The sequence below is a fragment of the Paenibacillus sp. CH40 genome (genome assembly GCF_024213605.1).
In the GTDB taxonomy this organism is placed as follows: Bacteria; Bacillota; Bacilli; order Paenibacillales; family Paenibacillaceae; genus Paenibacillus; species Paenibacillus polymyxa_B.
This window is the reverse complement of record NZ_JANAVQ010000001.1, coordinates 1377636-1403657: the sequence shown is the minus strand read 5'-3', so window position 1 is coordinate 1403657 and position 26022 is coordinate 1377636. Positions and strand designations below refer to the sequence as shown.

Genomic DNA, 26022 nt, shown 5'->3' with positions numbered 1-26022 from the left:
AATGCGAAAAATTACTTTTATCGGAGCGGGTAGTACCATTTTTACGAAAAATGTATTAGGTGATTGTATGATGGTATCCGCCCTTGATGGATTTGAGTTTGCTCTGTACGACATCGACGAAAAACGCTTAAAAGAATCGGAAACCATGCTAACCAACCTAAGAGATCGTTACAATCAGACAATCACAATTAAAGCCTATATGAATAGGCGAGAAGCGTTAGAAGGAGCTAAATACGTGATTAATGCTATTCAAGTGGGCGGGTATAAACCAAGCACCGTGATTGATTTCGAAATTCCCAAAAAATATGGCCTTCGTCAGACGATTGCTGACACCATCGGGATTGGCGGCATATTTAGAGGATTGAGAACCATACCTGTATTATTTGAGATTTCAAGGGATATTGAAGATGTATGCCCTGACGCCTGGTTTTTAAATTATACGAATCCCATGGCCTCCTTAACGGGTGCGATGCTGAGGTATACGAATGTCAAAACCGTTGGATTATGCCACAGCGTTCAAGTTTGCACCAAGGAACTCTTTAAGGCATTAGACATGGATCCTGATGGCTTAGAAGAAAAAATCGCAGGAATTAACCATATGGCTTGGCTGCTCGAAGTGAAAAAGGATGGTAAAGATTTATATCCTGAGATTAAACGGCGGGCTTTGCAGAAGCAGATGTCCAAACATCATGATATGATTCGTTTCGAGCTTATGGATAAATTCGGATATTATGTTACAGAATCCTCCGAACATAATGCAGAATATCATCCTTACTTTATAAAGCGCAGCTATCCTGAACTGATTGAAAAATTCAACATACCACTAGATGAATATCCGCGTCGCTGTGAAAATCAAATACGCGATTGGGAACAAATGAGAGAAACTCTTACAACAAACACGAATCTTGTTCACGAACGTTCAAAAGAATATGGCTCCAGAATTATCGAAGCTATGGAAACCAATAACTCCTTTAAGTTTGCGGGCAATGTTTTGAATTCAGGCGGGCTCATTAGTAATTTACCCCGTAAAGCTATTGTAGAGGTACCGTGTATCGCTGATCGCAGCGGAATTACTCCTTGTTATATAGGGGAATTGCCTGAGCAGCTTGCTGCATTGAATCGAACCAACATTAATACCCAACTACTAACCATTGAGGCGGCCGTCACCAAGAAAAAAGAGTATGTATACCAGGCAGCCATGCTGGACCCGCATACAGCTGCAGAATTATCTCTGGATGATATCATTTCCTTATGTGATGACTTAATCGAAGCACACGGAGAATGGCTGCCCACCTTTGAAGATCGGAATTATTTTACTTCCACTTGTTAATGAGTGATTAATAAAAAATGAATAATGTGTGTCACGGAACCGAATCGAAGCACGATTCGTTCCGAAAATAACAGGCTTAGGACCATACCCAACCGACATCATTGAACGAAGACTCCAGAATTAAGACAAGGAACACTGACTTTAGAAATCCTGATAAAAGCCAACTTAGGCGGATATGAGAGAACCATTTATCGTATATTACGTTTCCCATTTCTTCATAAATTACTATATTAACCTAGCTTATTATTTTTAATCCTCAGTTAGCCTAAAGCATGATTGATGCTGAGTTTATGTTGTATAACATTTTTAGTGGCAGATACATTCATTTGGGTATAAAGAAAGAAGATAATTCGGACTTTTACGTTCCTGTTACTTTTTTGGAGGGTAAACCCCCTTATTAAGGAATGACTATTGTTAAAATTGATTCTATAAATATTTACCTGAACATTCAGATAACTTAGTGCAGACGAACAGTATGTGACCTACGAAGCGTACGAAACGATCCGGCAGTTGGAACTCCAGTGGCCTGCCGCTAGGCAGATGTTGCTCTCATTCGGCAGAACATTAAACACAATGATTGCTGTATTTCTGGAAATTGATGGGGTCATCAGGCTACTGTCAGCCATTTGAAAAATAAGGCCCTTGATTTTATAACCGACTTTGCCATTTGTGATGGGGTTCGCTGTAAATCTGGCTGCACAGGGGCAAGGGTACGGGAGAACTGCGAAAAGTGGTAAATTCTGAATTATTTGCTGCCTACCTTGGTGAAAAAAGGGAAGTCGAGACGTCTAACCGAAGTAGTTCCGATTACCGGGAACGGACGAAGCTAATTCATTTAACAGAAGGGGCTTAATCTTCCGCGCCATGATCTGTTGTTACAAACCATGCCTGTTTTTTTAGACAAAAAAGGCATGGTTTGTGTGTATAATATACTTATACATTATATTGCCATACTTTAATTTACTTTTATGCTTTATGTAACAAAAACATTCATATCTCATAATTTTCTCTTATTAAAGGAACTTGGGTGGATATTGACATTTTTCGAGTCCATATTTAATATATAAATAAAATATTCCATATTTAACGCTTACTTATAGAAAAACATCCTGTATGACTCCAGTAATTTCACACCATTCACTTATGATGCTGAATTTTAGCTTCCAAGCCTGAAATTTCAGTATACTCCAAGGTTTTTACACTTCCAAGTCTACTTACACACCTGACTTTTGATCACAACCACACCACGAACGGAACCCTATTATCAATTCACTGCCATATGTCGATTACTTTTTTTAGCAATCGACTTCGTTGCTTTTTACCGCATTTTTCTCTACATCTTAATGTCACCATACATATGTATCCATACATGAAATGTAAAAATACTTTTTTTTCCATAATTTTTGTGGGAAGGGGTTTGATATGAATCGCTTGGCTTTGGTTTTTCCTGGGCAAGGATCTCAGTATGTAGGAATGGGGGCTACGTGGCATAGCGGCTTTGCAGAAGCGAATCGCTTGTTCGAAGAGGCTGCTGATATTTTGGGATATGATCTGAAAGCTTTATGCATGGCAGGTCCGATGACCCAGCTATCCAGAACATTCTATACTCAGCCCGCACTTCTCACGATCAGTGTCATTGCATTCCGGCGTTATATGCATGAAATCGGAATGATCCCTGAATTTTCAGCTGGTCATAGCCTGGGTGAATATTCAGCTTTGGTAAGCAGCGGTGTTCTGTCCTTTGGAGACGCTTTACGATTAGTCCAAGAGCGGGGACGCTTTATGGAGGAAGCCGCAGTGGCAAAGCTGGGCAGCATGATTGCCATTCGCGGAGCTGAGCTGGGCGAAGTGGAAGAATGCTGTCGTCTGTACTCCACAGTCGATCAGCCTTCTGCCATTGCCTGTTACAATTCATCTAGCCAATACGTCGTTTCAGGTCATCATACCTCTGTCGCTCTGGCAGCTGGCGAGTTAGAACAGCGGGGGGCCCAAATTACGCGATTGCAGGTCAGCGGCCCTTTTCATAGTACGCTTATGCAGCCTGCTGCGGACAGACTGGCCGCAGAGCTGCAAAAGTACACTTTAAATGAGGCGAAGTGGCCCGTGATCTCCAATGTGACCGCTCAGCCATACCGCGATCTTGACAGCATTCGCCAAGGATTGATTTTGCAAATGACTCATCCGGTTCGATGGATTCAAACTGTGCAATATATGATGAATCATGGCGTTAAACAAGGTATTGAGTTAGGTCCACGAACGGTGCTGAAAAATTTAGCGAGGGAAATAAGCCCTAATATCGAAGTGCTGTCCTTGGACAGAGACTTGGATCGCCTTGAACTGCACCGCCGTTTCTCGATCCGTGATTGGATTGCCTGCTCCCTGTCACTAGCAGTGTCTACCCCCAACGCCAATTGGAATGAAGATGAGTATCGAAAGGGTGTTATTTTACCTGTGCGCAGACTGGAAAAATTACTGCGAAACTTGGAATCAGACAGCAGTTCGCCTCCTGCTTCTGAGCAAAGACAGGAAATACTGGAGTGTATTCGCCTTGTGTTGCAAACCAAACAGGTCTCCGAAGGAGAGCAGAAAGCAATGCTAGAGCAATTGAGGAGGTATCAGGATGGAGCAGTTTCAAACCTTAGTTGAAATCATTCAGGACCGTGCAAGCCGGGATGAGAACGGAATCATTTTTATTTCCGGTGATAAACAAGAGGAATACGTATCCTACAGGAAACTTCTGGAGCAAGCATTACAGGTACTTTATGAATTACAGGAACAAGGGGTAAAACCCGGCGGTGAGCTGATCATACAGATCGACGACAACCATACCTTTTTGAATGTATTTTGGGGTTGCCTGCTTGGTGGAATCGTTCCTGTGCCTGTAAGCATAGGGAATAATGATGAGCATAAAATGAAATTGTTTAAAATCTGGAACACACTCTCCCGCCCATATATGGTTGCAGATGACAAGGTATTAGAGCAGCTTGAAAAATACGCGCACCAGCACGAACTGCTGGATTCCTTTGAGCCGGTTAAAAAAGCGACTTTTTCAAGCTATGCTTTCGATTATTCCACTCAGAATAAAGGTTTAGTTCATATATCCAAACCGGAGGAGCTAGCTTTTATCCAATTCTCCTCAGGTTCTACAGGCGATCCCAAAGGAGTCATGCTGACGCATGAAAATCTAGTTTACAATATCCGGGATATTTCAAATCAAACAGACATGAGCTCCAAGGATGCTTATTTGGGCTGGATGCCGCTTACGCATGACCTGGGATTGATCGCATTTCATTTAACCTGTGTGATCGCTAATGCCAAACAGCTGATTATGCCGACGGCACTTTTTATTAGGCGTCCATCTTTGTGGCTGAAAAAAGTATCGGAGCATAAGGTCACTCAAATATGCTCTCCCAATTTTGGATATAAATTTTTTCTCGATCAGTATAAACCTGAAACAGCAGCTAACTGGGATTTGTCAAGTGTTCGTATGATCTTAAATGGAGCTGAGCCAATATCTGTAGAGCTTTGTCATGTGTTTATGGATGCAATGAGTGTTTATGGTTTGAATAAAAATGCCATGTTACCCGTCTACGGGCTGGCAGAAGCGAGTGTGGGTGTTTCCTCTCCGCCTCTGGACAGAAACACTTTTATTCCCATTCATTTGAACCGGCAGCAGTTACACGTTGGTGAGCCTGTAGAAGAAGTAGACAAGTCTGACAAGCGGTGTCTTACTTTTTTGGATTTGGGTTATCCATTGGCTAATACCTCTGTCCGCATTTGTGATGAACAAAACCAGGTGCTTGATGATGGGGTGATTGGATACACGCAGATCCGCGGCAAAAATGTATCATCCGGATATTATAACAATCCAGAAGCTACCGCAAAGGTTATAACGGAGGATGGCTGGCTTATCACTGGAGATTTAGGGTTTATGCGGAACGGACGCCTGACTATTACCGGTAGAGCCAAGGATATCATTTTTGTGAACGGACAGAATGTCTACCCGCATGATATTGAGAGGATTGCCGAGGAACTGGATGGTGTGGAACTCGGAAAAGTAGCTGTGTGCGGTGTTCATGATACGCAAACGAGGCAGGATCGTATTATTGCCTTTGTGATGCACACAAAAAAGATAGAGCATTTTGTGCTGCTTGCCCAAAAGCTGAAAAGCCATCTGAATTACCGGGGAGGCTGGCATATTCATGCGGTGGTTCCGATCCGGCGTATACCTAAAACAACCAGTGGAAAGGTTCAGCGTTTCAAATTAGCCCAGAGCTATGAGCAGGGTGAATTTGATGAAATATTGACAGCACTGGCCGAGGCTGCTCGGGTCGCGCAAGCTGCTGAGCGTGCGGTCTTGCCTCAAGGAGAAGTAGAGAAGAAGCTGATTGGAATATGCCAGGATATTTTAAATATAAAGTCGATCGGGACGGACGACAGCTTTTTTGATATCGGAGTAACTTCCTTGCAGCTCGTTCAAATTATGGACCAGCTGGAGGATCAATTAGGGATTCATATTGAGGTTACAGACTTCTTTTCCTATCCGACTATTGTCAAGCTGGCTGCGTATATCTCCAGTCAGAATCTAGGCGAAGGCGCTGCTGCAATAGCACAGTCCGAAGGCAAGGAGGAAGCGAATGTCCGGGATATCGCCATCATCGGCATGTCAGGTAGGTTTCCTCAAGCGGAAACATTGGAGCAGTTTTGGGCGAATGTGTCATCAGGCGCTGACAATATCGGCCCGTACAGCGACGAAAGAAGAAAAGATGCCGAAGCTTTCCTTTCGCGTCTGAATACGGAAGGACGGAATATGCAAATTGCAGAAGGCGGTTACCTGGATGAAGTAGACAAGTTCGATTACTCCTTCTTTAAATTGACTCCAAGGGAAGCCTCGCTCATGGACCCGAACCAACGGTTATTTCTAGAAACAGCCTGGAGCACGATTGAGGATGCAGGGTATGGTGGAAAGCAACTGGCAGGCCAAAAGGTCGGCGTGTATGTCGGCTTCTCCAAGACCAGCTTCGAATATGAGCGTTTGTTGTCCGAGGTAGAACCGGGCGCGCTGCCGAACTTTGCCATTGGTAATTTACCGTCCATTATTTCCAGCCGGATTGCATATCTGCTCGATCTGAAAGGTCCTGCGGTAACAATTGATACAGCATGCTCTTCCTCGCTCGTGGCAGTGCATTTGGCCTGCAAGTCTATCCTTAATGGAGACTGCGACATGGCCATGGCAGGTGGAGTGAAAACGATTTTGCTGCCGCTGAAAGCGGGCATTGGCATGGAATCCTCCGATGATCGGGCACGCGCCTTCGACGACCAGTCGGACGGAACGGGCTGGGGTGAAGGAGTTGGTGCTGTTTTCCTGAAACCGCTGCGCAAAGCGGAACAAGACGGCGACCACATTTTAGCCGTGATCAAGGGTAGCGCCATAAATCAGGACGGCAGCACGATTGGTATTTCCGCGCCTAATGCGCTGGCTCAGGCAGAAGTCATATTGCAGGCGTGGCGCGATGCACGGGTTGATCCTGAAACGATCAGCTCTATCGAAGCGCATGGAACCGGAACCAAACTGGGCGATCCGGTTGAGATTGACGGCATTACCAAGGCTTTCCGCAAGCATACACAGCGTAAGCAGTTTGCGGCCATCAGCACGGTCAAAACGAATATCGGTCATTTATACGAAGCCGCCGGGATTGCGGGTTTGATCAAATCCGTGCTGTCCATGAAGCACCAGCAAATTGCGCCGCTTGTTCATTTTCGCACACCAAACCAGAAGATCCATTTTGAGGAGTCCCCGGTATATGCCAATACGAAGCTGAGGGAATGGAAGACGGACGGTTTCCCGAGAAGAAGCGGGGTGAGTTCCTTTGGATTCAGCGGGACGAACTGCCATGTGGTGCTGGAGGAATATATAGCGAAGACGGAATCAGATCCAAGCTCAACGGGCAGCAACAATAAATCATCACCGCTGCTGTTGGCCCTGTCGGCGCGAAGTGAATCCGCTTTGCGCCAGTTGGTCGGACGGTACGCAGAACGGTTCGGACGCGCAGAAGAGCTCGTGATGCAGGATGTGTGCTATACGGCTAACACAGGCAGAAGCCATCTGAATCATCGGATTGCTGTGACTGCCGCAGGAGCGGATGCGTTAAAAGCGAAGGTGCTTCAGTTGCATGAACAAGGCAGAGTTGCCGAAGGTGTATACACTGGAATAGCGGATAGCATAGGCAGCGTAGAGACGGTCAATGGAAGCTTGAACACGCTCCAATCCCTCGAGCAGCTTGCTGCCAAGTACGTGCAAGGAGCGCAGATCGATTGGAACGCCCTCTATGCAGGTAAGCGTTATAAAAAGGTTTCTCTGCCTACGTATCCATTCGAACGGAAAAGATGCTGGATTAACGTGCCTGAACAGGTTCGAGCGGAACAGAAGGCGCCAGTTCATGAAAACTCAACAGTAAAGGAGTCTGGAATGATGGGGAACGAGTATTCAGCGCCGGCACCTGCTGCCGATCAGCATAAATCATCTATCCTGCAAAAGTTAGCGAAAATGATCGGTAACGTGTCCCAGCTCAGCCTGGAGGAACTGGAACCGCAGACACATTTTCTCGAACTTGGGCTAGATTCCATTAATTTGTCCCAGGTTCGCCACAGTATCAAGGATACCTTCGGACTGGATATTCCAATGAATGAATTTTTCGAATCGTTGACCACGCTGGAGCTGTTGGCCAGCTACGTAGCCGAACGGGTGAGCACTTTCACTTCTGCTGAAACCCCGGTTCAATCTGTGGAAAATCGTCCAGAAACAACTCTGAATCAGGTTGATCATGCAGCTTTCCCGTTAACCCAACCGTCTCATGAATCCGCTGTTCCGGCTGCGGCATCCGTTTATGCCATAGACACGGCTGGGCAAACACGGGCTCAAAGCTTTCCAATCGCTACAGCTCCTGCGGCTGTAGAGCGAATTTTGGAGCAACAGCTACATCTGATGTCACAGCAGCTCGATGTTCTCCGGCATCAGCCATCTGCATCCGTAATAGCTTCCGAGCCATTTAACCCGGAAACGGGCGTTTTGCTATCGGCAAGTAGTGAAAGTGCGCAGATCATCCGTACCGAATCCAAGCAGAAAGTCGCGGCTGCATTAGCACCAGCACCATCCGTAAAGGCTGTTTTCAAGCAGACAGGCAATGAAGCCAAGCCGTATAAGCCTTATAAAAAGCTGGATGTTAAAGCACGTGAATTGCTTTCGCTCCGTCAGGAACAACACCTGCAAGAACTGATTGAACGCTACACGGCCCGTACGCGTAGCACCAAACAGTACACCCAGCAGTATCGCTCCGTATACGCCAATAACCGCAATGTGGCTGGTTTCCGGCCTGTTTTGAAGGAAATGGTGTATCAAATTGTATCCCAGCGTGCAGACGGTTCAAAAATTTGGGATCTGGATGGCAATGAATATGTCGACTTGACGATGGGCTTTGGTGTAAATCTGTTTGGACATAATCCAGCCTTTATTCGTGAAAAAATTGAGAAAGAACTGAAGAACGGCATGTGTATTGGCCCCATGTCCAACATGGCTGGGCAAGTCGCCGAGCGAATATGCAAGATGACCGGTGTGGAACGGATTGCCCTGTATAATTCCGGCACGGAAGCCGTCATGGTCGCGCTCCGTTTGGCACGTGCTGCCACTGGACGAGCTAAAGTCGTCATTTTTGCTGGCTCGTATCACGGTACATTCGACGGGGTGCTGGCACTGGGGAGCGCGGGTGATGACAAGGAGCATTCGACACCTCTAGCTCCAGGTATCTTGCAGCATATGGTGGACGATGTCGCCGTGCTTCATTATGGGGCGGACGATTCTCTGGATTATATCCGCACCCATGCGCATGAACTGGCCGCGGTTATAGTGGAGCCGGTACAAAGCCGCCGACCCGATTTTCAGCCTAAAGCCTTTTTGCAGGAAATTCGCCAGATAACGGAGCAGTCGGGTACTGCCTTCATTTTTGATGAAGTCATCACAGGCTTCCGGATTCAGCCCGGAGGAGCCCAAGCGTGGTTTGGGGTACAAGCCGACCTCGTGACCTACGGTAAAATCATTGGCGGCGGGCTGCCCATCGGCATCGTAGCCGGAAAAGCCGCCTTTATGAACGGGATCGATGGAGGCACGTGGAGCTTCGGGGACGATTCCTATCCGCAGCATGAGCAGCAGCGAACCTTTGTAGCAGGAACCTTCTGCCATCATCCGCTGGCAATGGCTGCATCCTTAGCGGTGCTGGATCATTTGGAGAAGCATGGCGAGCAACTGCAAAATCGCTTGAACAGCCGCACCTCGGCGTTAGCAGCGGAGCTGAACAGCTATTTCACTGACGAACGCGTACCTATGAAGGTCGTTCACTTTGGCTCCCTATTCCGCTTTGTGCTCAAGGGCGATCTGGAGTTGTTCTTCTATCACATGCTGGACAAAGGCATCTATATCTGGGAGGGACGAAACTGCTTCTTGTCCACGGCCCATACCGAGGAAGATATTGCGCGAATCGTACAAGCGGTCAAGGATAGCGTGAACGAGCTGCGCAAAGGGGGATTTTTACCGGACCCGCCCCCGAATGGAAACGGCCCGGGACCGGGAAAGCAACCTGTACCTGTAACCGTACCTCCAGAGGCTGAAGCAGCAGAAACTATTATTGCGTTAACTCCAGAGCAAAAGCAGCTTTGGTTCGCTTCTGTTTCAGATCGAAGTGACTCTCAATCTTTACACGAAACCGCCTTGTTGCGGTTTCGTGGTCCGCTTCAGCAGCAGGCGTTCAACGAGGCTGTCCAGACCATTGTAAACCGTCATGAAGCCTTACATATCTATATGAGCGGAGATGGAGAAACTCAGGTGATCGCTCCTGAGATGAAAGTGGAAGTCCCGCTCCATGATTTTACCAGTCACCATCCCGATGAAAAGGAGCAGCATCTTCGGGCATGGATGATCAAGAACAGCGAAACTCCGTTCAACATGATTCCAGGCGAGCCGTTATTCCGGATTCATCTTCTAAAAATATCAGATAAGGAGCATCTGAGTGTCTTCACGTTCCATCACTTTATCGCGGATGGTTGGTCAATCGGTGTATTCATTCAGGAACTGGAACACATCTATTCTGCGCTTGTCCGGCATGCTGACTACAATATTCCTGAACCGATACCTTTTCGTAATTACGCGGTTTGGCAGCAGGACCAGTTGAAAGCAGGTAAGGAAGAGGCCCTGGCTTTTTGGTCGGCGATGCTAGAAAAACAGTTGCCTGTCCTCCAGCTGCCATCTCCAGTGAGGGGAATGCAGATTATGTCCTCTAGAGGAAGCAGACATACTCTAATTCTCGAAGCGCCGCTTGTTAAACAATTGAGGTCCGCTAGCATAAAGCTTGGCAGCAGTCTTTTTATAACGCTGCTATCCACTTTTCAGATTTTTCTGCATCGCCTGACAGGGCAGCGGGAAATAACGGTGGGGGTTCCCACCGCAGGACAATCCCATATGGACGCCTTTTCTTTGATCGGCAACTGTGTCAACTTGCTTCCGGTCATCAGCGAAGTGCGTCTTGATGCTACTTTTACGGAGTATGCTCAAACGGTCAAAAAGCGCATGAATCAACTGGAAAGCTATCAAAAGTACAGCTTTGCCGGACTCGCTCAGCTGGGGCTAAAACATTCGCCTGTCATAAACGCTGTATTCAATATGGATCGACCGATTCCGCGTTTTCAATTCCATGAACTGGAGACGGAGCTCGTTGAGCATGAGGAATCATTTAGCAAATACGAGTTATTTTTGAACGTGACAGAGGTGCAGAAGCAATTACGTCTTGATTTTGACTACAATGCAGATCTTTTTCAGCCAAACATAATCGAGGCCTGGTCGGGATATTTCCTGAATCTGCTGCATTCCATGGTAGAGGAAGAAGGGACTCGCGTTTCCGCGCTGACGTTACTCCGTGCGTCGGAGAACGAACAACTTCGAGCCGCATGGGCAGCGAATACCGATGCCACCGGAAACTATCTTTGCGTCCTTGATGCGTACAAGCATTTGGCGCCTGTCGGGACAGCAGGGGAGGCATATCAAGCATCATCAGCAGGTCTGCTGGGAACGACCCGGGAATGGGTATATGTGGAGAACGATGGCAAGCTTCGGCATATCGGAAATTTAGTTCGGGCCATCCACATTCGCGGTCATCAGCTTAATCTGGAGCAGTTGGAGAAACACCTGCTGCAGGTTTTCCAATTGGAGTCCTGCGTCATTACACCGCAAACGGACGAAACTGGAAACGTCTCGTATATAAGCGCCTATGTGGTCGCAAACGCATCGAAGCCTTGGGAAGCAGACGCCTTAAAAAAGGCTGTAATCGAAATGCTTCCAGATTATACACAGCCCCGTTTTTGGATTCTGATGGATCATATTCCTCTTCTGCCGAATGGCCAGCCTGATCTACAGGCTTTGCCAGCACCGGGACAAGCAGGCGTATTCGCTAAAACAGACATCGCTTCAGAGAACCGAGGTATGGAAGATCAACTCGTGGACATTTGGAAGGACGTCCTGAATGTAACGGATATCAGTTATGACGATAACTTTTTTCAACTGGGCGGTGATTCGCTAAAAGCAACGGTGCTTCTGTCGAGAGTCGGTAAAGAATTGGGGGTACACATTCCGCTTAGCCACATTTTTGAGCTGCAAACGATTGCTGAACTGACTGCATATATTGCGGGTGGGAGCAAAAGGGCCTACGAACCGATTGTAGCTGTGAAAGCACAAGCTTTTTATCCGGTATCTTTTGCCCAAAAGAGAATGTATGTGCTTGAACAGCTAGGAGCCGGAATGGCCTATCATGTCCCTGGCCAACTTTTCATAGAGGGAGCGCTGGAGGTTTCCCGCTTCATTGAAGCCGTTAAGGAAGTTATTTCTCGTCATGAATCTTTTCGGACATACTTCGATCTGGAAGACGGGGAAGTGGTGCAAAAGGTTCGGGACACCATTCCATTCGATATCCCGCATACCCGTATTTCCAAGGAAGAAGCAAAACAGGCCCGAACCTTGTTTGTTCAGCCTTTCCATCTGGGAACAGCTCCTTTATTCCGCGCCGAGCTGCTCGAATTTATCGAAGGTGGCTTCAATCTGCTCGTGGATATGCATCATATCGTGTCTGATGGTTTTTCCATGGCTGTACTGCTTAATGAAATCATTCAACGGTACCAGGGCAGACAGCTTGCGGACATTCAGCTTCATTATAAAGACTTTGTTGCTTGGCAGAAGCAGCAAATAACTGATGAGGCATGGCAAGCGCATGAATCATATTGGCTTCAGACCTTGAATGGGGAGCTTCCTATTCTAAATATGCCAACGGACTTTCCACGTCCGCAAGTACAAAGCTTTGAAGGTGACAGCTTGACCGTCACATTGGAATCCAAACTAGCGAGCAGACTCTATAAATTGGCCCAGGATACAAAGTCCACGATCTTTATGGTGCTTTTGGCGGCTTATAATGTCCTGCTGGGCAAATATGCGGGTCAAGAGGACATCATCGTAGGTACACCTGTTGCCGGCAGACGGCATGTAGACACGCAAGCGATGATTGGCATGTTCGTCAATACGCTGGTGCTTCGCAACCAGCCGCAATCTTCTTTAACGTTCCAATCCTTTTTGCACGAGGTTAAGCAAAACTTGCTGCTGGCACTGGAGCATCAGGAATACCCGTTTGATAAGCTTGTAGACAAGCTGGAACTGGTACGCGATGTAAGTCGAAATCCGATATTCGATACGATGTTCAGTTTGCAAAATGTCGGCACAGATGTTGTGGAAGCAGGAGGTATTCGTTTTAAACCGGAGGAATTCAACGCGGGCATATCCAAGGTGGATTTTTCATTGCATGTGACCGAGGAAAAAGATCGATTGTCCTTCACTTTAGAATATGGCACAAAGCTGTTTAAACTGGAGACCGTCCGGCGGCTGGCAGAGCATTTTGTACGAATTTTGGAAAAAGTAACGCAGGATGCTGGGGTGCGGTTGGCCGATATTACGATTATTTCCGATGAGGAGAAGGAATTACAGCTAACCGGATTTAATCGTACCGTCGTACCTTTCCCGTACAATGAGACCGTCCACGGGCAGTTTGAAAAGCAGGTTGAACAGACGCCGAGTCATACAGCATTGGTGTTCGGAGATCAGCGTCTGACCTACCGGGAGTTGAATGAACGTGCTAACTCACTGGCACGGGTGCTTCAAGCGCATGGTGTAGGACCCGATAAGCTAGTCGGTCTGATGGCGCCGCGTTCAGCGGAAATGATGATCGGCTTGCTTGCCGTGCTAAAAGCAGGTGGCGCTTATGTACCTATAGACCCTGAATATCCGTCAGCTCGTATCGAATATATGCTGAGTGACAGTGAGGCTGCCGTACTCCTGACCAGCCACGATCTGGCAGGAGAATACCATTATAACGCCAACATCCTGTTTATTGAAGATGAGGAATTATATCAAGGAGAAAAGACCAATCTGAAAGTTACGACTCAGCCGGAGCATTTAGCCTACGTTATCTACACCTCTGGCTCAACAGGAAATCCGAAAGGAGTGATGCTCCAGCATCGCTCGGTGCTGAATTTTATCACAGGAATGCGTGAAGTGATTGACTTTGCAGCGAATAAAACGATTTTATCGCTAACCACCATATCGTTTGACATTTTCGTTTTGGAAACGATTCTGCCCCTGTTGGGCGGCATGACCGTCGTACTGGGCGACCGCCATCATCAGGTCGATCCTCAGACACTTGGCGAATTGATTACTGCACACCACGTTGACATGCTACAAATGACACCATCCCGGCTGCAAATGCTACTGAGCCATGAGGAAGCTTCCCGTGCGCTGCAAGGTGTGCAGGAAATTATGGTCGGGGGAGAAGCGCTTCCGTCTAGGCTGCTGGAAGCATTGCAGAAATTGAACAGTCCCCGCATTTATAACATGTATGGACCTACGGAAACAACGGTTTGGTCGGCAGTGCAGGAACTTACCCATGCCAAACAGATCGACATTGGGCGCCCTATTGCGAATACGCAAATGTATGTCATAGATGCGCAGGATAGATTACAACCCATCGGCATACCGGGCGAGCTATGCATTGCAGGGGAAGGGCTGGCCCGTGGCTATTGGAACCGCGAGGAGTTGACGGCGGGAAAATTTGTGGTTAATCCATTTTCCACAGGCACACGAATGTTCAGAACGGGTGACCTGGCTCGCTGGAAAGCAGATGGGAACCTGGAGTTTATCGGCCGAATCGATCATCAGGTAAAAGTACGCGGATTCCGGATTGAGCTGGGCGAGGTTGAACATGCCTTGATGAGCTATTCTGCAATTCAGGAGGCTGTTGTCACTGTCAATCAAAGCCAGAATCATGAATCCGTACTATGTGCCTACATCGTACTGAATACAGAAGAAGCACCCAGCCTGACGGCCATTCATGAACATGCCGCCAAGCTGCTTCCCTATTACTCGGTTCCGTCTCACTTCGTGTTTCTGGATCAGATGCCGTTGACACCGAACGGCAAAACTGATCGAAAAGCATTGCCGGAGCCTGAAGAGCTATTCCGACCGGGTGTGGCCTATGCAGCGCCACGAAATGATGTGGAAGAGGCTTTGGCCGCCGTATGGCAAGATGTTTTGGGACGCGAGCAGGTAGGCATTCAGGATAACTTCTTCCTGCTCGGAGGCGACTCTGTTAAAGCCGTTCAAGTCATCGCGCGTATGCGTCTTCACGGATATTCACTGGATATCCGGCACGTATTGGAGCATCCGTCCATTGAAATCCTGAGCGGCTATGCAGAAGCACTGGCCCGTCCGATTGAGCAAAGCCCAGTAGATGGGGAGGCGCCACTGACACCGATACAACGACATCTAATCTATTGGTTCAAACGGTGTTCAGCATCCGAGGCACTACCTACTGCAGCGTCAGTACTGCTGTTAGCAAAGTCGGGCTTTGAGGAGCTGCCCTTGCGTGCCGCATTGAAGAAAATCGTAGAGCACCACGATGCTCTGCGCCTTGGCTTATTACAAGAGGCTGACGGATTAGTTGTGCAGACTCACAAAGAGTTGAATGAGGAGCTAATCACTTTGGAGGTGCTGTCGCTAACGGGAACGGAAAGCGAAGCACGTAGCCAATTGGCAGCTGAATGTCAACGTATTCAAAGCAGCCTGCGGCTGTTTGAAGGACCACGAGTTCGAGCAGGGCTTTTCCGAATGGGTAGCGGAGATCATCTTTTCCTTGCTATAGACCCCCTAGTGGCTGACGCCATTTCATGGAATATTTTGCTGGAAGATCTGGCAACAGGCTACGGGCAAGCGCTGGACAGGGAAACGATTGTCTTACCGGACAAAACGAACGCTTACCAAACGTGGGCAGAGCATCTGGAGCATTATGCGAATAGCAAAGAGCTGCTCAAGGAGCAGGACTATTGGAACAAGATAGAGGTCTCCGAGTGGGGAACGCTTCCCAAAGACCATGGAGTCATTAAGGATTCTGGATCGGAGAGACCGACACACCAGCTCCACCTGCAATTATCACCAGACGAAACCCGGCAACTGATGACACAAGTCAATCATGCCTACAATACCGTGCCAGATGAAGTGCTGCTGTCCGTACTAGGTCAGACAGTATCCGAATGGTCAGGACAAGAACGGATTGCGCTCTACGTAGAAAAACAGGTCCGAGAGCCGGAGGAACAGAGTTCGTTGGATTTCTCCAGAACGGTAGGGCAGTTTACGTCCGTGTATCCAGTTGTACTGGACATTGAATCTGCAGATGATATTTCGATGCTGCTCAAACGTGTGAAGGAGACCATTCGACAGGTTCCCAACCAGGGGCTGGGCTACGGTGTATTAAAATATCTGATCGAAGTCAGTAATCAAACGAATTCCAGCATTTCTCGTCATCCGGAAATCGGGTTCCGTTATATAGACTCCGTGGAACCGGAAACGGCATATTTTTCAACATCGCCGCTGGAAGCAGAGGTGGCATCAGGTTCCCAGGCTGCAAATAGCGCTTCACTTTATGCTCTTTATATAAGCAGCCGAATGGAAGATGGAAAATTAAACATCCGACTAACCTATGACCGAAATGCATACGAAGAGTGCACAATCAAGCAGCTTCTCTCTCGCTTTAAAACTCACCTGTTAAATGCCATCCGTCATTGCCTGGATCACTCCGGTCAGGAACTGACACCAACAGACGTAGGCGCGGATGATCTAGACCTGGAAGAGTTTGAAGAGATGAAGCACTTTTATGAAAGCCAATAAATATTGGGCCGAGGGGGAAATCCGATGAGTAAAAGCCTTGAAATCGAAAAAGTGGCTAATTTAACGCCTTTGCAGGAGGGGATGCTCTTTCATACAGTGATGGAGCCGGAATCACAGGCTTACTATGAGCAAGTACGAATGACCATCCGGGGTGAGCTGAACCTGGAGGCTCTGCAAAAGAGCTTCCAGGCCCTGGTGCAGCGCCATGAGGCGCTTCGTTCGAATATTTATCATCAGAGCACCTCCCGTTCGCGGCTTATCGTGTTTAAGGAGCGAAATGCGGTGCTTCGTTACGAGAATTTGATAAATATTCCCGAGGCAGAGCAAGCTGCAGCCATTCGCAGCTATGCAGACACAGATCGGAACCAGCGTTACGATCTGAGCAAGGATTTACTCATTCGTCTGACGGTGCTCCAAACCCAAACGCACGTATATACGCTACTTTTAAGCTTTCATCATATAATTATGGACGGTTGGTGCCTCGGCATCGTTATGGACGAGCTGTTCGCGGCTTATGAAGCACTGAAAGCGGGTAAGACTGTACAACTGCCGACACCGCAGCCTTATACGGGCTATGCCCGCTGGCTGGATAAGCAGGATAAGGAGGCGGCGAAGGAGTACTGGCAGTCCATTCTGAACGGCTATGATCAGCCAGCCGTGCTGCCAACCCTGCCTGTAGCACATTCACTTCTGCCAGATACCGGGTACCTGCTGCATGAGCATAAAATAACACTCACGGATGAAACAACCCGTCATTTGCGAACGGTGGCAGAACACAACGGAACAACCCTTAGCAGTCTGTTTCTGGCTGCATGGGGAGTGGTGCTTGGAGGATACAACCAAAGTGAAGACGTCGTTTTCGGCACCGTTGTTTCCGGTCGGCCGCCGGAGCTTACAGGTGTAGAACAGATGGTGGGACTTTTCATAAACACCATACCGGTACGAATCAAATGGGATGCAGACCAGCCGTTTTCAAGTCTGCTTCGTGAAGTGCAGCGCAACATGGTTCAATCACGGGCATATGACTATTGTTCACTCGCTGAAATACAGGCCCAGTCAGCGCTCAAGCAGCAACTTATGGATCATTTTGTTGTATTTGAAAACTACCCACTGGAGGATATGGTTGGTCGGCCTGATTTGCGGGAACGGCTTGGATTTGTCGTAGAGGACGCCCAGCTGTCTGAAGAAACGCCTTACCACTTCAATATCGAAGTAGAAGACGGAAAAGCACTGGGCTTTATGCTGTCCTACAACAGCTATGTCTACAGCGATGAAGCCATGACACGGTTAGCCGGACATTTGGAGCACGTACTCGTTCAGATTGCACATGCACCTGAACTCCCGCTGGAGGACATTCGTCTGCTGACTGCTAGCGAGAAGGCGGAGCTTACCAATGTATGGAGCGGACCGGTTGCCGCCTATCCTGCTGGAACGTTCCATGGAATATTTGAGGCGCAGGCAGAACGTGTCCCGGAACAGACCGCTGTCATCTACGAAGATACCGCACTGACCTATCGTGAGCTGAATGAGAAGGCCAATCTGCTTGCTCAAGCGCTACAAAGCCGCGGGGTCGAACGCGAGCATCTCGTCGCCGTGATGCTTGAGCGTTCAGCAGATATGATTATCGCTGTGCTAGGCATTATGAAAGCGGGAGCTGCCTACGTACCTGTCGATCCGACCTACCCGAAGGAGAGAATTACTTACATGCTGCAGGATAGCAGGGCTACGATTATGCTCACGCAATCTTCCCTGACTGAACTGCTGGCAGATGTGGATTTTGCAGGTGAAGTGCTGGATTTGCCAGTATTACTTCAACAAGTTTTACAAGCGGAGCAGGCCTACCAACAGGGGCCCACTTACACACCTATCCATGATCCTGAGGCTTTGGCTTACGTCATTTACACATCGGGAACGACGGGCAACGCCAAAGGCGTGATGATCGAGCATCGCCATTACGTAAATACGGCGTGGGGCTATAGAGAAGCTCACCAGTTAAAAGAGTTTCCAGTCAAGCTCCTTCAGATTGCCAGTATGTCGTTCGATGTCTTTGCAGGTGATCTGGCAAAGACATTTGTGAACGGGGGCACCATGGTCATCTGCCCGCAGGATGTTCGCAACGATCCTCCAGCATTGGCCCAGGTCCTCGAGCAGCATGAAATTACGACGTTTGAAGCTCCGCCAGCCTTGTTGACGCTGCTTATGGACTATGTATATGAACACGGTACAGATGTCAGTGCCATGAAGCTGCTTACTACAGGCGCGGACAGCTTTGGCGTTGATAACTATCGGACACTTTTGAATCGCTTCGGTGATACGATGCGCATCATGAATACCTATGGTGTAACCGAAGCGGCAATTGATTCCAGCTTTTATGAAGAAACTGCTGAACGTCTGCCTTCATCCGGTATCGTCCCGATTGGAAAGGCACTGCCCAATCATAAAGTATATATCCTGGATGAGGCTTTGCGTCCGCTCCCGATCGGCGTAGCCGGGGAGCTGTGCTTGGGCGGTGCCTCAGTAGCCCGCGGATATTTGCACCGTCCTGACTTAACGGCGGAGAAATTTGTACCGAATCCTTTTGTGAACGGAGAGCGTCTGTATCGCACCGGAGATCTGGCACGCTGGCTGCCGGATGGCAACATTGATTTCATCGGCCGGGTTGACTTTCAGGTGAAAATTCGTGGCTACCGGATCGAACCTGGGGAAATTGAGTCGGCCTTACTCCAATTGGATGAGGTACGCCAAGCGGTGGTCACGGATAGAACGGATAAGGGCGGACAAAAGTATTTGTGCGCCTACGTAGCAGGCGCAGCCAACAAATCCTTCCTGCGGACAGAGCTGGCCAAGCAGTTGCCGAGCTATATGGTGCCCGCACATATTATCGTGCTGGATCAACTGCCTTTGACCCATAACGGCAAAATTGATCGCCGTGCGCTTCCGGAACCCGAAGATTTTGTGTTAACCGATACCGAGTATGAAGCGCCGCGGAGCGAACTGGAGCAGACACTCGCTTCCATATGGCAGGAAGTCCTTGGCGTTAAACCGATTGGGCTGCGCAACAACTTTTTCGAGCTTGGCGGAGATTCGATCAAGGCACTGCAAATTGCGGCCCGGTTGAATGCGAAGGGCCTCAAAATGGACATGAAGGATTTGTTCCGTCATCCGCAGATTGATTTGATCGTTCCTTATATTAAGACAATAACACGGGTCGTCCCGCAAGGTGCAGTCCAAGGTGCAGTGGAGCTGACGCCAATCCAGTGGGAATTTTTTGAGTATCATCAAACCGAACGTCATCATTACAATCAGGCTGTCATGCTCCAGAACACCGAAAGATGGAATGAAACCTGGCTGAGAAGCGCCATGGATAAGCTGACCACGCACCATGATGCCTTGCGAATTATCTTTGATGAGCGAGAAAAAGAACCTGTCGCCTATAGCAGAGGCACAGCCGAAGGTGAATGCTTCTCATTGGAAAGCTACAACTTATTACATGCTGATCAGCCTGAGGCAGAAATCTTACAATTGGCTGACACGTTACAACGCGGCTTTGATTTGCGCAACGGCCCGCTTGTGCGTTTGGCTTTATTCCGGCTGCAGGAAGCCGACCATTTATTAATCGTCATTCATCATCTTGTCGTAGACACTGTATCGTGGAAAATTCTGTTGGAAGACCTGGAAACAGCCTATCAGCAGGCTGCTAACGGTCAAAAGCTACAACTGCCTGCCAAGACTGATTCTTATAAGGAATGGGCTGCACGTTTGTCCAAGTACGCGCAAAGCGCGCAGGCGCGTCAGGAAATAAACTATTGGAATGAGGTAGAAGCCCGAGAGATACGTCCTCTGCCAAAAGATCATGAGGTTTCGGTTAGCCTCATCCGTGACGCACGCCAATCAGAAGTGACACTCAGCCGGGAAGAAACTGAAAACCTGTTGAAGCACGCGCACCACGCCTACAATACAGAAATGAATGATATTTTACTGACGGCGCTAGGATTAGCTTTTTATGAATGGAGCGGACATGCTGAAATTGCAGTCCAGGTGGCTAGTCATAACAGGACGGAATGGATTAAAGACATTGAAGTATCCCGTACAGTTGGCTGGTTTACGTACGTGTATCCGTTTGTGGTAAATGTGAGCAGGCCCGAAGATCTGGCCTATCAAATCAAGCTGGTTAAGGACAATTTGCGGCGTGTACCTAACCAGGGTGCCGGCTATGGCATTTTACGCTATTTGACCAACAGGGAGCAACAGGATAAAGCAACCCTTTTTTCTGCTAAGCCACCTGAGATCAGCTTTAGCTTTGACGAAGAAGCCAGAGAAGGTACAACATGGCGTACCTCGGCACTATCCATGTTTGCCGGTACTGCAATCAGCCCTCTGACTGAAAAAACACCCGGCTTTGGTATTCATGGTGTGGTGGCTAATGAAAGACTCCGTGTTGTATTCGAATATAACGTGCGTGAATATGAAGCATCGACGGTAGCGCAACTTACAGCCAGCTTTAAGAATCATCTGGTCGAACTTATTCGCCATTGCTGTGCTAAGGAAACAGCAGAACAAAGCCCGACGGATTTTACATATGGGCAATTGTCTCTGGACCAGTTTGAAAATATTGCAAATCGCTTGTCAAATAAGCTGTTAAACCACCAAGTGAAAATTAAAGACCTCTATCCGCTTTCCCCGATGCAGGAGGGCATGCTATTTCATGCCATAGCTGATGAAAAGTCAGAGGCTTATTTCGAACAAACGATTATTACCATTCATGAAGCTATGGATATCGATCTAATCAGCCGAAGCTTACAAAAGCTGATTGACCGCTATGACATTTTCCGTACGGTATTCATATATAAGGAGACGGATCGTCCGCTTCAGGTTGTACTGGAGGAACGACCAGCTGCTCCTGTGCATACCGAAGATGTGCGCAGTCTAACGGAGGCGGAAAAGCAGAGACGGCTACAAGCCATTTTACAGGAAAAGCGGCAGAGAGGTTTTGACCTGGAGAAAGAAGTTCTCATCCGGTTAGCGCTTGTGCATTGGGATGAGGATACCTCGAAGCTCATCTGGATTTCTCATCATATAATTATGGACGGCTGGTGCCTGCGGACAGTTGCCAAAGATTTCTTTGAAATTTACACATCACTTCGGGAAGATACCCCTTTAACATTAGAGCCTGTCTATCCATTCAGCAGCTTTATTCAGTGGTTGGAAAGACAAAATAAAGAGGAAGCAGCAGCGTACTGGAAAAATTATGTGGCTGATTTTGAAAATGAAACCGTCGTGCCCAGCAATACCCGATCCGTTGATTCTTCGTTTCAGGCAGAGCAGCTCATAAGCACATGGGGAGAGCAGCTGACCCAAGGTATGGAGCAAATGGCCAAGCAAAACCGTGTTACCGTCAGCACTTTATTTCAAACCGTATGGGGCTTGTTATTACAAGCGTACAACAATAGTAACGATGTCATTTTCGGTTCCGTTGTGTCGGGCAGACCTGATGAAATCCCTGGTATTGAAAATATGATCGGATTATTCATTAATACCATACCCGTTCGTATTAAAAGCTCCGCAGAACTTCGGTTTTCTGACTTGCTTACGTCTATACAGGATTCCTTGATGGAGTCCAATCGGTATTCCTATTTTTCCCTGGCTGATATTCAAGCCCATAGTGTACTAAAACAAAACCTGATCCAGCATATTGTCGCCTTTGAAAACTTTCCTGTTTCGGAAGAGCTTGCGGGCTTGGAGAAAAATCCTAAGTTCCTCCGTGTTGGTGAAGTAGAGGATATTGAACAGACCAACTATGATTTAAATGTAATCGTCATGCCTGGGCGAGAGCTGGAAATCAAATTTAGCTATAACGCGTTGACGTATAACAAAAATGCGATCAAACAATTGGCTGCTCACCTCATCCAAATGATGGAGCAAGTGATTCAGAACCCAAATATCCGGGTTTCGAAGATTGATCTTTTGACGGCAGAGGAAAAACAGCAGATTTTGTTTGAATTTAACGATACACGAAGACCGTATCCATCGGATCACACTATACATCGCGCCTTTGAAGAACAAGTAGAGAAAACGCCGGAAGCAGTAGCCGTGATATTCAAAGATCGTGAGCTAACCTACCGCGAATTAAATATAAAAGCTAATCAACTGGCCTCGAAACTGCGGAAACTGGGCGTTATGCCGGAAACCATCGTAGGCATTTTGACTGAACGTTCACCAGAAATGATTATCGGTATTCTTGGTATTTTGAAGGCAGGTGGAGCCTACTTGCCACTGGAGCCTTCTTATCCACAGGAACGGATTATGTTTATGCTTCAGGATAGCGGTAGCGAAATTCTGCTAACCCTATCCGACAAGGGAAAACAGATGAACACTTTCGATTTTTCCGGTATGGTTCTGGATCTGGCCGACATCAGCTCCTACGATTCCGACGACTTCATTTTTTTCGAATCGACAACGGCAGACGATCTGGCCTATGTCATGTATACATCCGGCTCGACCGGGCGTCCCAAGGGTGTCATGATTGAACACCGGAATGTCATACGGCTGGTGAAGAACACCAATTACATGCCGTTTGCCGAGAACGAACGCATTTTGCTGACAGGGGCGCTCGTGTTCGATGCCTGTACCTTTGAAATTTGGGGAGCTTTGCTGAACGGATTGCGCTTATACATTGTTCCGGAATCTGTAATCTTGGATGCTGTTCAGCTTGGTGAAGCGCTGGATCGATATCATATTACAACGATGTGGATGACATCGCCTTTGTTTAATCAGCTCACCCAGCATAAACCCAATCTCTTTGCTTCGCTAAAGCACCTGCTGGTGGGCGGGGATGTGCTTTTACCCGGGATCATTAATACAGTGAGATCACATTCTCCGGGACTGAACGTTATCAACGTTTATGGACCCACCGAAAATACTACCTTTTCTACTTATTTCCCGATTGATAAGGAATATAACAGCATTCCCATTGGCCGTCCGATTGCCAATTCAACCGTTTATATTATGGATTCTTCAAGCAGGCTACTGCCCATTGGTGCTCAAGGAGAAATATGTGTTGGCGGGGATGGTCTGGCGCGTGGGTACCTGAACCGGGATGATCTGACCCAGCAAAATTTTGTCCCTAATCCCTTTATGCCGGGCGAAAGAATGTACCGGACAGGCGATTTGGGCAGATGGCTACCGGATGGCAATCTGGAGTATCTCGGACGCATAGACCAGCAGATTAAAATCCGCGGATACCGTATTGAACCTGGAGAAATTGAAAACCTGCTCATGAGACATGATGCGGTTCAGGAGGCGCACGTAGCGATAAAAAGCACGAAGGATGGCCAAAAAACGCTCTGTGCTTATATCGCAACCGATGTACCGCTATCTAAGCGTGATATGAAGACCCATTTGACTGGCCAGTTGCCGGGTTATATGATTCCTGACCATTATGTGTTCCTACCGGCGTTTCCTCTGACAACGAACGGTAAAATCGACCGCCAAGCATTGCCTGAGCCAGAAATGGTCAGCGGTACCGATATGGAATATGTTGCTCCGACTAATGAAGTGCAACAACAATTGGCCAATCTGTGGCAAGCAGTGCTTGGCGTTGAAAAGGTCGGCATTGACGACGGCTTTTTCGAGCTTGGAGGTCATTCTTTGAAGGCCATTCAGCTGGTATCCAAAATGCAGGAATCGAACATTCCACTGGATATACATCAATTGCTGCAATATCAAACGATCAGAAATCTGGCCGAACTTTTACAACGTGGTAAAGAGGGCGGAGAGAACGCGGATACGCTTATTGGGAAAACTCAGGAGGTTGAGCAGGCAATAGCCGATGCGTTTGGTGTACAGGCATGGCTTCAATTCATATCTGCCGATAAGCAAGACTATTTGTTCCTGCAAGTTAAGCCTTTTCACACAGAACAGGTTCAGGCAATCACAGCGTTTATCCAATCTCGTATCCATCCAGACCTTCATCCCCATTATATCGTCCGCTGGGGAACCAACGAACCAGATAGAATTCTTGGGACTATACCAACTAACGAAGAACAAGAAAACTTACTTAAACAACAGGCCGATGAATGGCTTGCTAGCATTACCGAGTCAATTATAAGCTTGAATACCAATATATTAAGTCTAAATGCTATTGGGTGCTATCCGCTTGCACCAGCTCAGCAGTATCATTTGCAGCATTTTACAGGCTCGGGCATGGCTATACAGTTGGATAGCTACTTGGACACCGAGCGTTTGACCGCAACAGTTCAGCGGCTTCTTCAACGCCATGAATTGCTAAGAAGTGTGCTTGTACAAACGTCCGGAGCATGGGAATGGGAGGTGCATCCAGCTCCAGAGCATCTTTCTTTACCGATTGTTGATCTCTCGGATCAGCCGGTACAAGCACAACGCAGGCTGCTTTTATCTATCGCTTCCAGCCTGTTTTTAGAACCTTATGAACTTACACAATCGTTGCATTACCGGATTGTCCTGGTTCGCTTAAATTTGCGTGAACATCTGTTGTTGTTTCCTTGCTCGCACATCATCTTTGATGCTACGAGCAGCGACATCTTACGCAGACAGCTTCTTGATGAATATCATCACCCGCAGCAGGAATATTCGACAGAAGAGGTGCAATACCGGGATTATGTGAACCATATCCGTCAAGGCCCTCAAGGAATCAGAGATCATGAAATCAGCGAGCAATTCGAACTTCAGAGGTTTGGTGAGAATAATCAACGTATTCATGCGCTGACCGAAAAACGCAACTATGCGGACACTACCAGATATCGCTGGACGCTGAATTTAAGCGGAATTTCAGAGCAGCACGGCCCTGCGATAATGTGGGAGATTTCGCTTCAAATGGCTGTACGTTTTTTCAGCAGCTATTTCGAAGGCCCTGATGTTCCGCTTTGGCTCACTAATTATGGAAGACAATATGGCGACCGGAATTATTTTGGAATCGTAGGCGAGTGTATTGATCATATCCCCGTTGTACTGCAGGAAGATGACATGGAACCCAATGAAAAGAGCATCCATACCCATCTGGACTTTGCTTCACGCTATCATTTGAACTTTTTCAATCTGATCTTCAATGCGGAAATGGAGGAAGCTTACCCGGTATCCAGTAGCTTTTTGAAAAAGGGACTTGAACAGCTGCCTATCGTATTCAACTATTTGGGTGAGGGACGAGAGGATGCAGAATTGCTCGACAATCTGCATACCGAAGGCACACAGGCCAATGTTAACAAGGTTATTTTCTTTGAGTCAGAGCATGTAGGGGATATTCTGAAAATTTCACTTATCATTCCATATGAAGAAAACCGGCAGGATATCCATCAAATCTTCCAGACTGCTAGTGACAGGCTTTTGAATGCTTTGACCATTTTGCAGTAAGGAGATG

6 protein-coding genes are annotated in these 26022 nt (G+C 47.6%); all 6 read left to right on the top strand.

Translation table 11 applies throughout. From position 1 onward, the window contains the following. Nucleotide 1 precedes the first annotated feature (1 nt). The 6 genes from melA to NLX73_RS06115 all read left to right on the top strand — a co-directional run bounded on the left by melA (nt 2) and on the right by NLX73_RS06115 (nt 26015). Complete coding sequence (melA, locus tag NLX73_RS06135) at nt 2-1330, top strand: alpha-glucosidase/alpha-galactosidase (protein ID WP_254325633.1); 1329 nt, start codon at nt 2-4, stop codon at nt 1328-1330. Nucleotides 1331-1807: 477 nt separating this feature from the next. Beyond that, entirely contained in the window at nt 1808-1960 is a 153-nt protein-coding gene (locus NLX73_RS06130) for a hypothetical protein (RefSeq protein WP_254325632.1), read from the top strand. A gap of 100 nt (nt 1961-2060) precedes the next feature. Further along, nucleotides 2061-2183 (top strand): hypothetical protein, encoded by a 123-nt coding sequence (locus NLX73_RS24920; RefSeq protein WP_302055265.1) that lies wholly within the window; start codon nt 2061-2063, stop codon nt 2181-2183. Nucleotides 2184-2752: 569 nt separating this feature from the next. Continuing rightward, nucleotides 2753-3976, top strand: coding sequence for an ACP S-malonyltransferase (gene fabD, locus NLX73_RS06125; RefSeq protein WP_254325631.1), 1224 nt, complete (start codon nt 2753-2755; stop codon nt 3974-3976). After that, nucleotides 3951-16631: a non-ribosomal peptide synthetase/type I polyketide synthase gene (locus NLX73_RS06120; protein ID WP_254325630.1), complete on the top strand. Its 12681-nt coding sequence runs from the start codon at nt 3951-3953 to the stop codon at nt 16629-16631. The genes fabD and NLX73_RS06120 overlap by 26 nt, the downstream gene beginning before the upstream one ends. 24 nt (nt 16632-16655) lie before the next feature. Then, a complete protein-coding gene (locus tag NLX73_RS06115; protein WP_254325629.1) occupies nt 16656-26015 on the top strand; it encodes a non-ribosomal peptide synthetase in 9360 nt (3119 codons plus the stop codon). Nucleotides 26016-26022 lie beyond the last annotated feature (7 nt).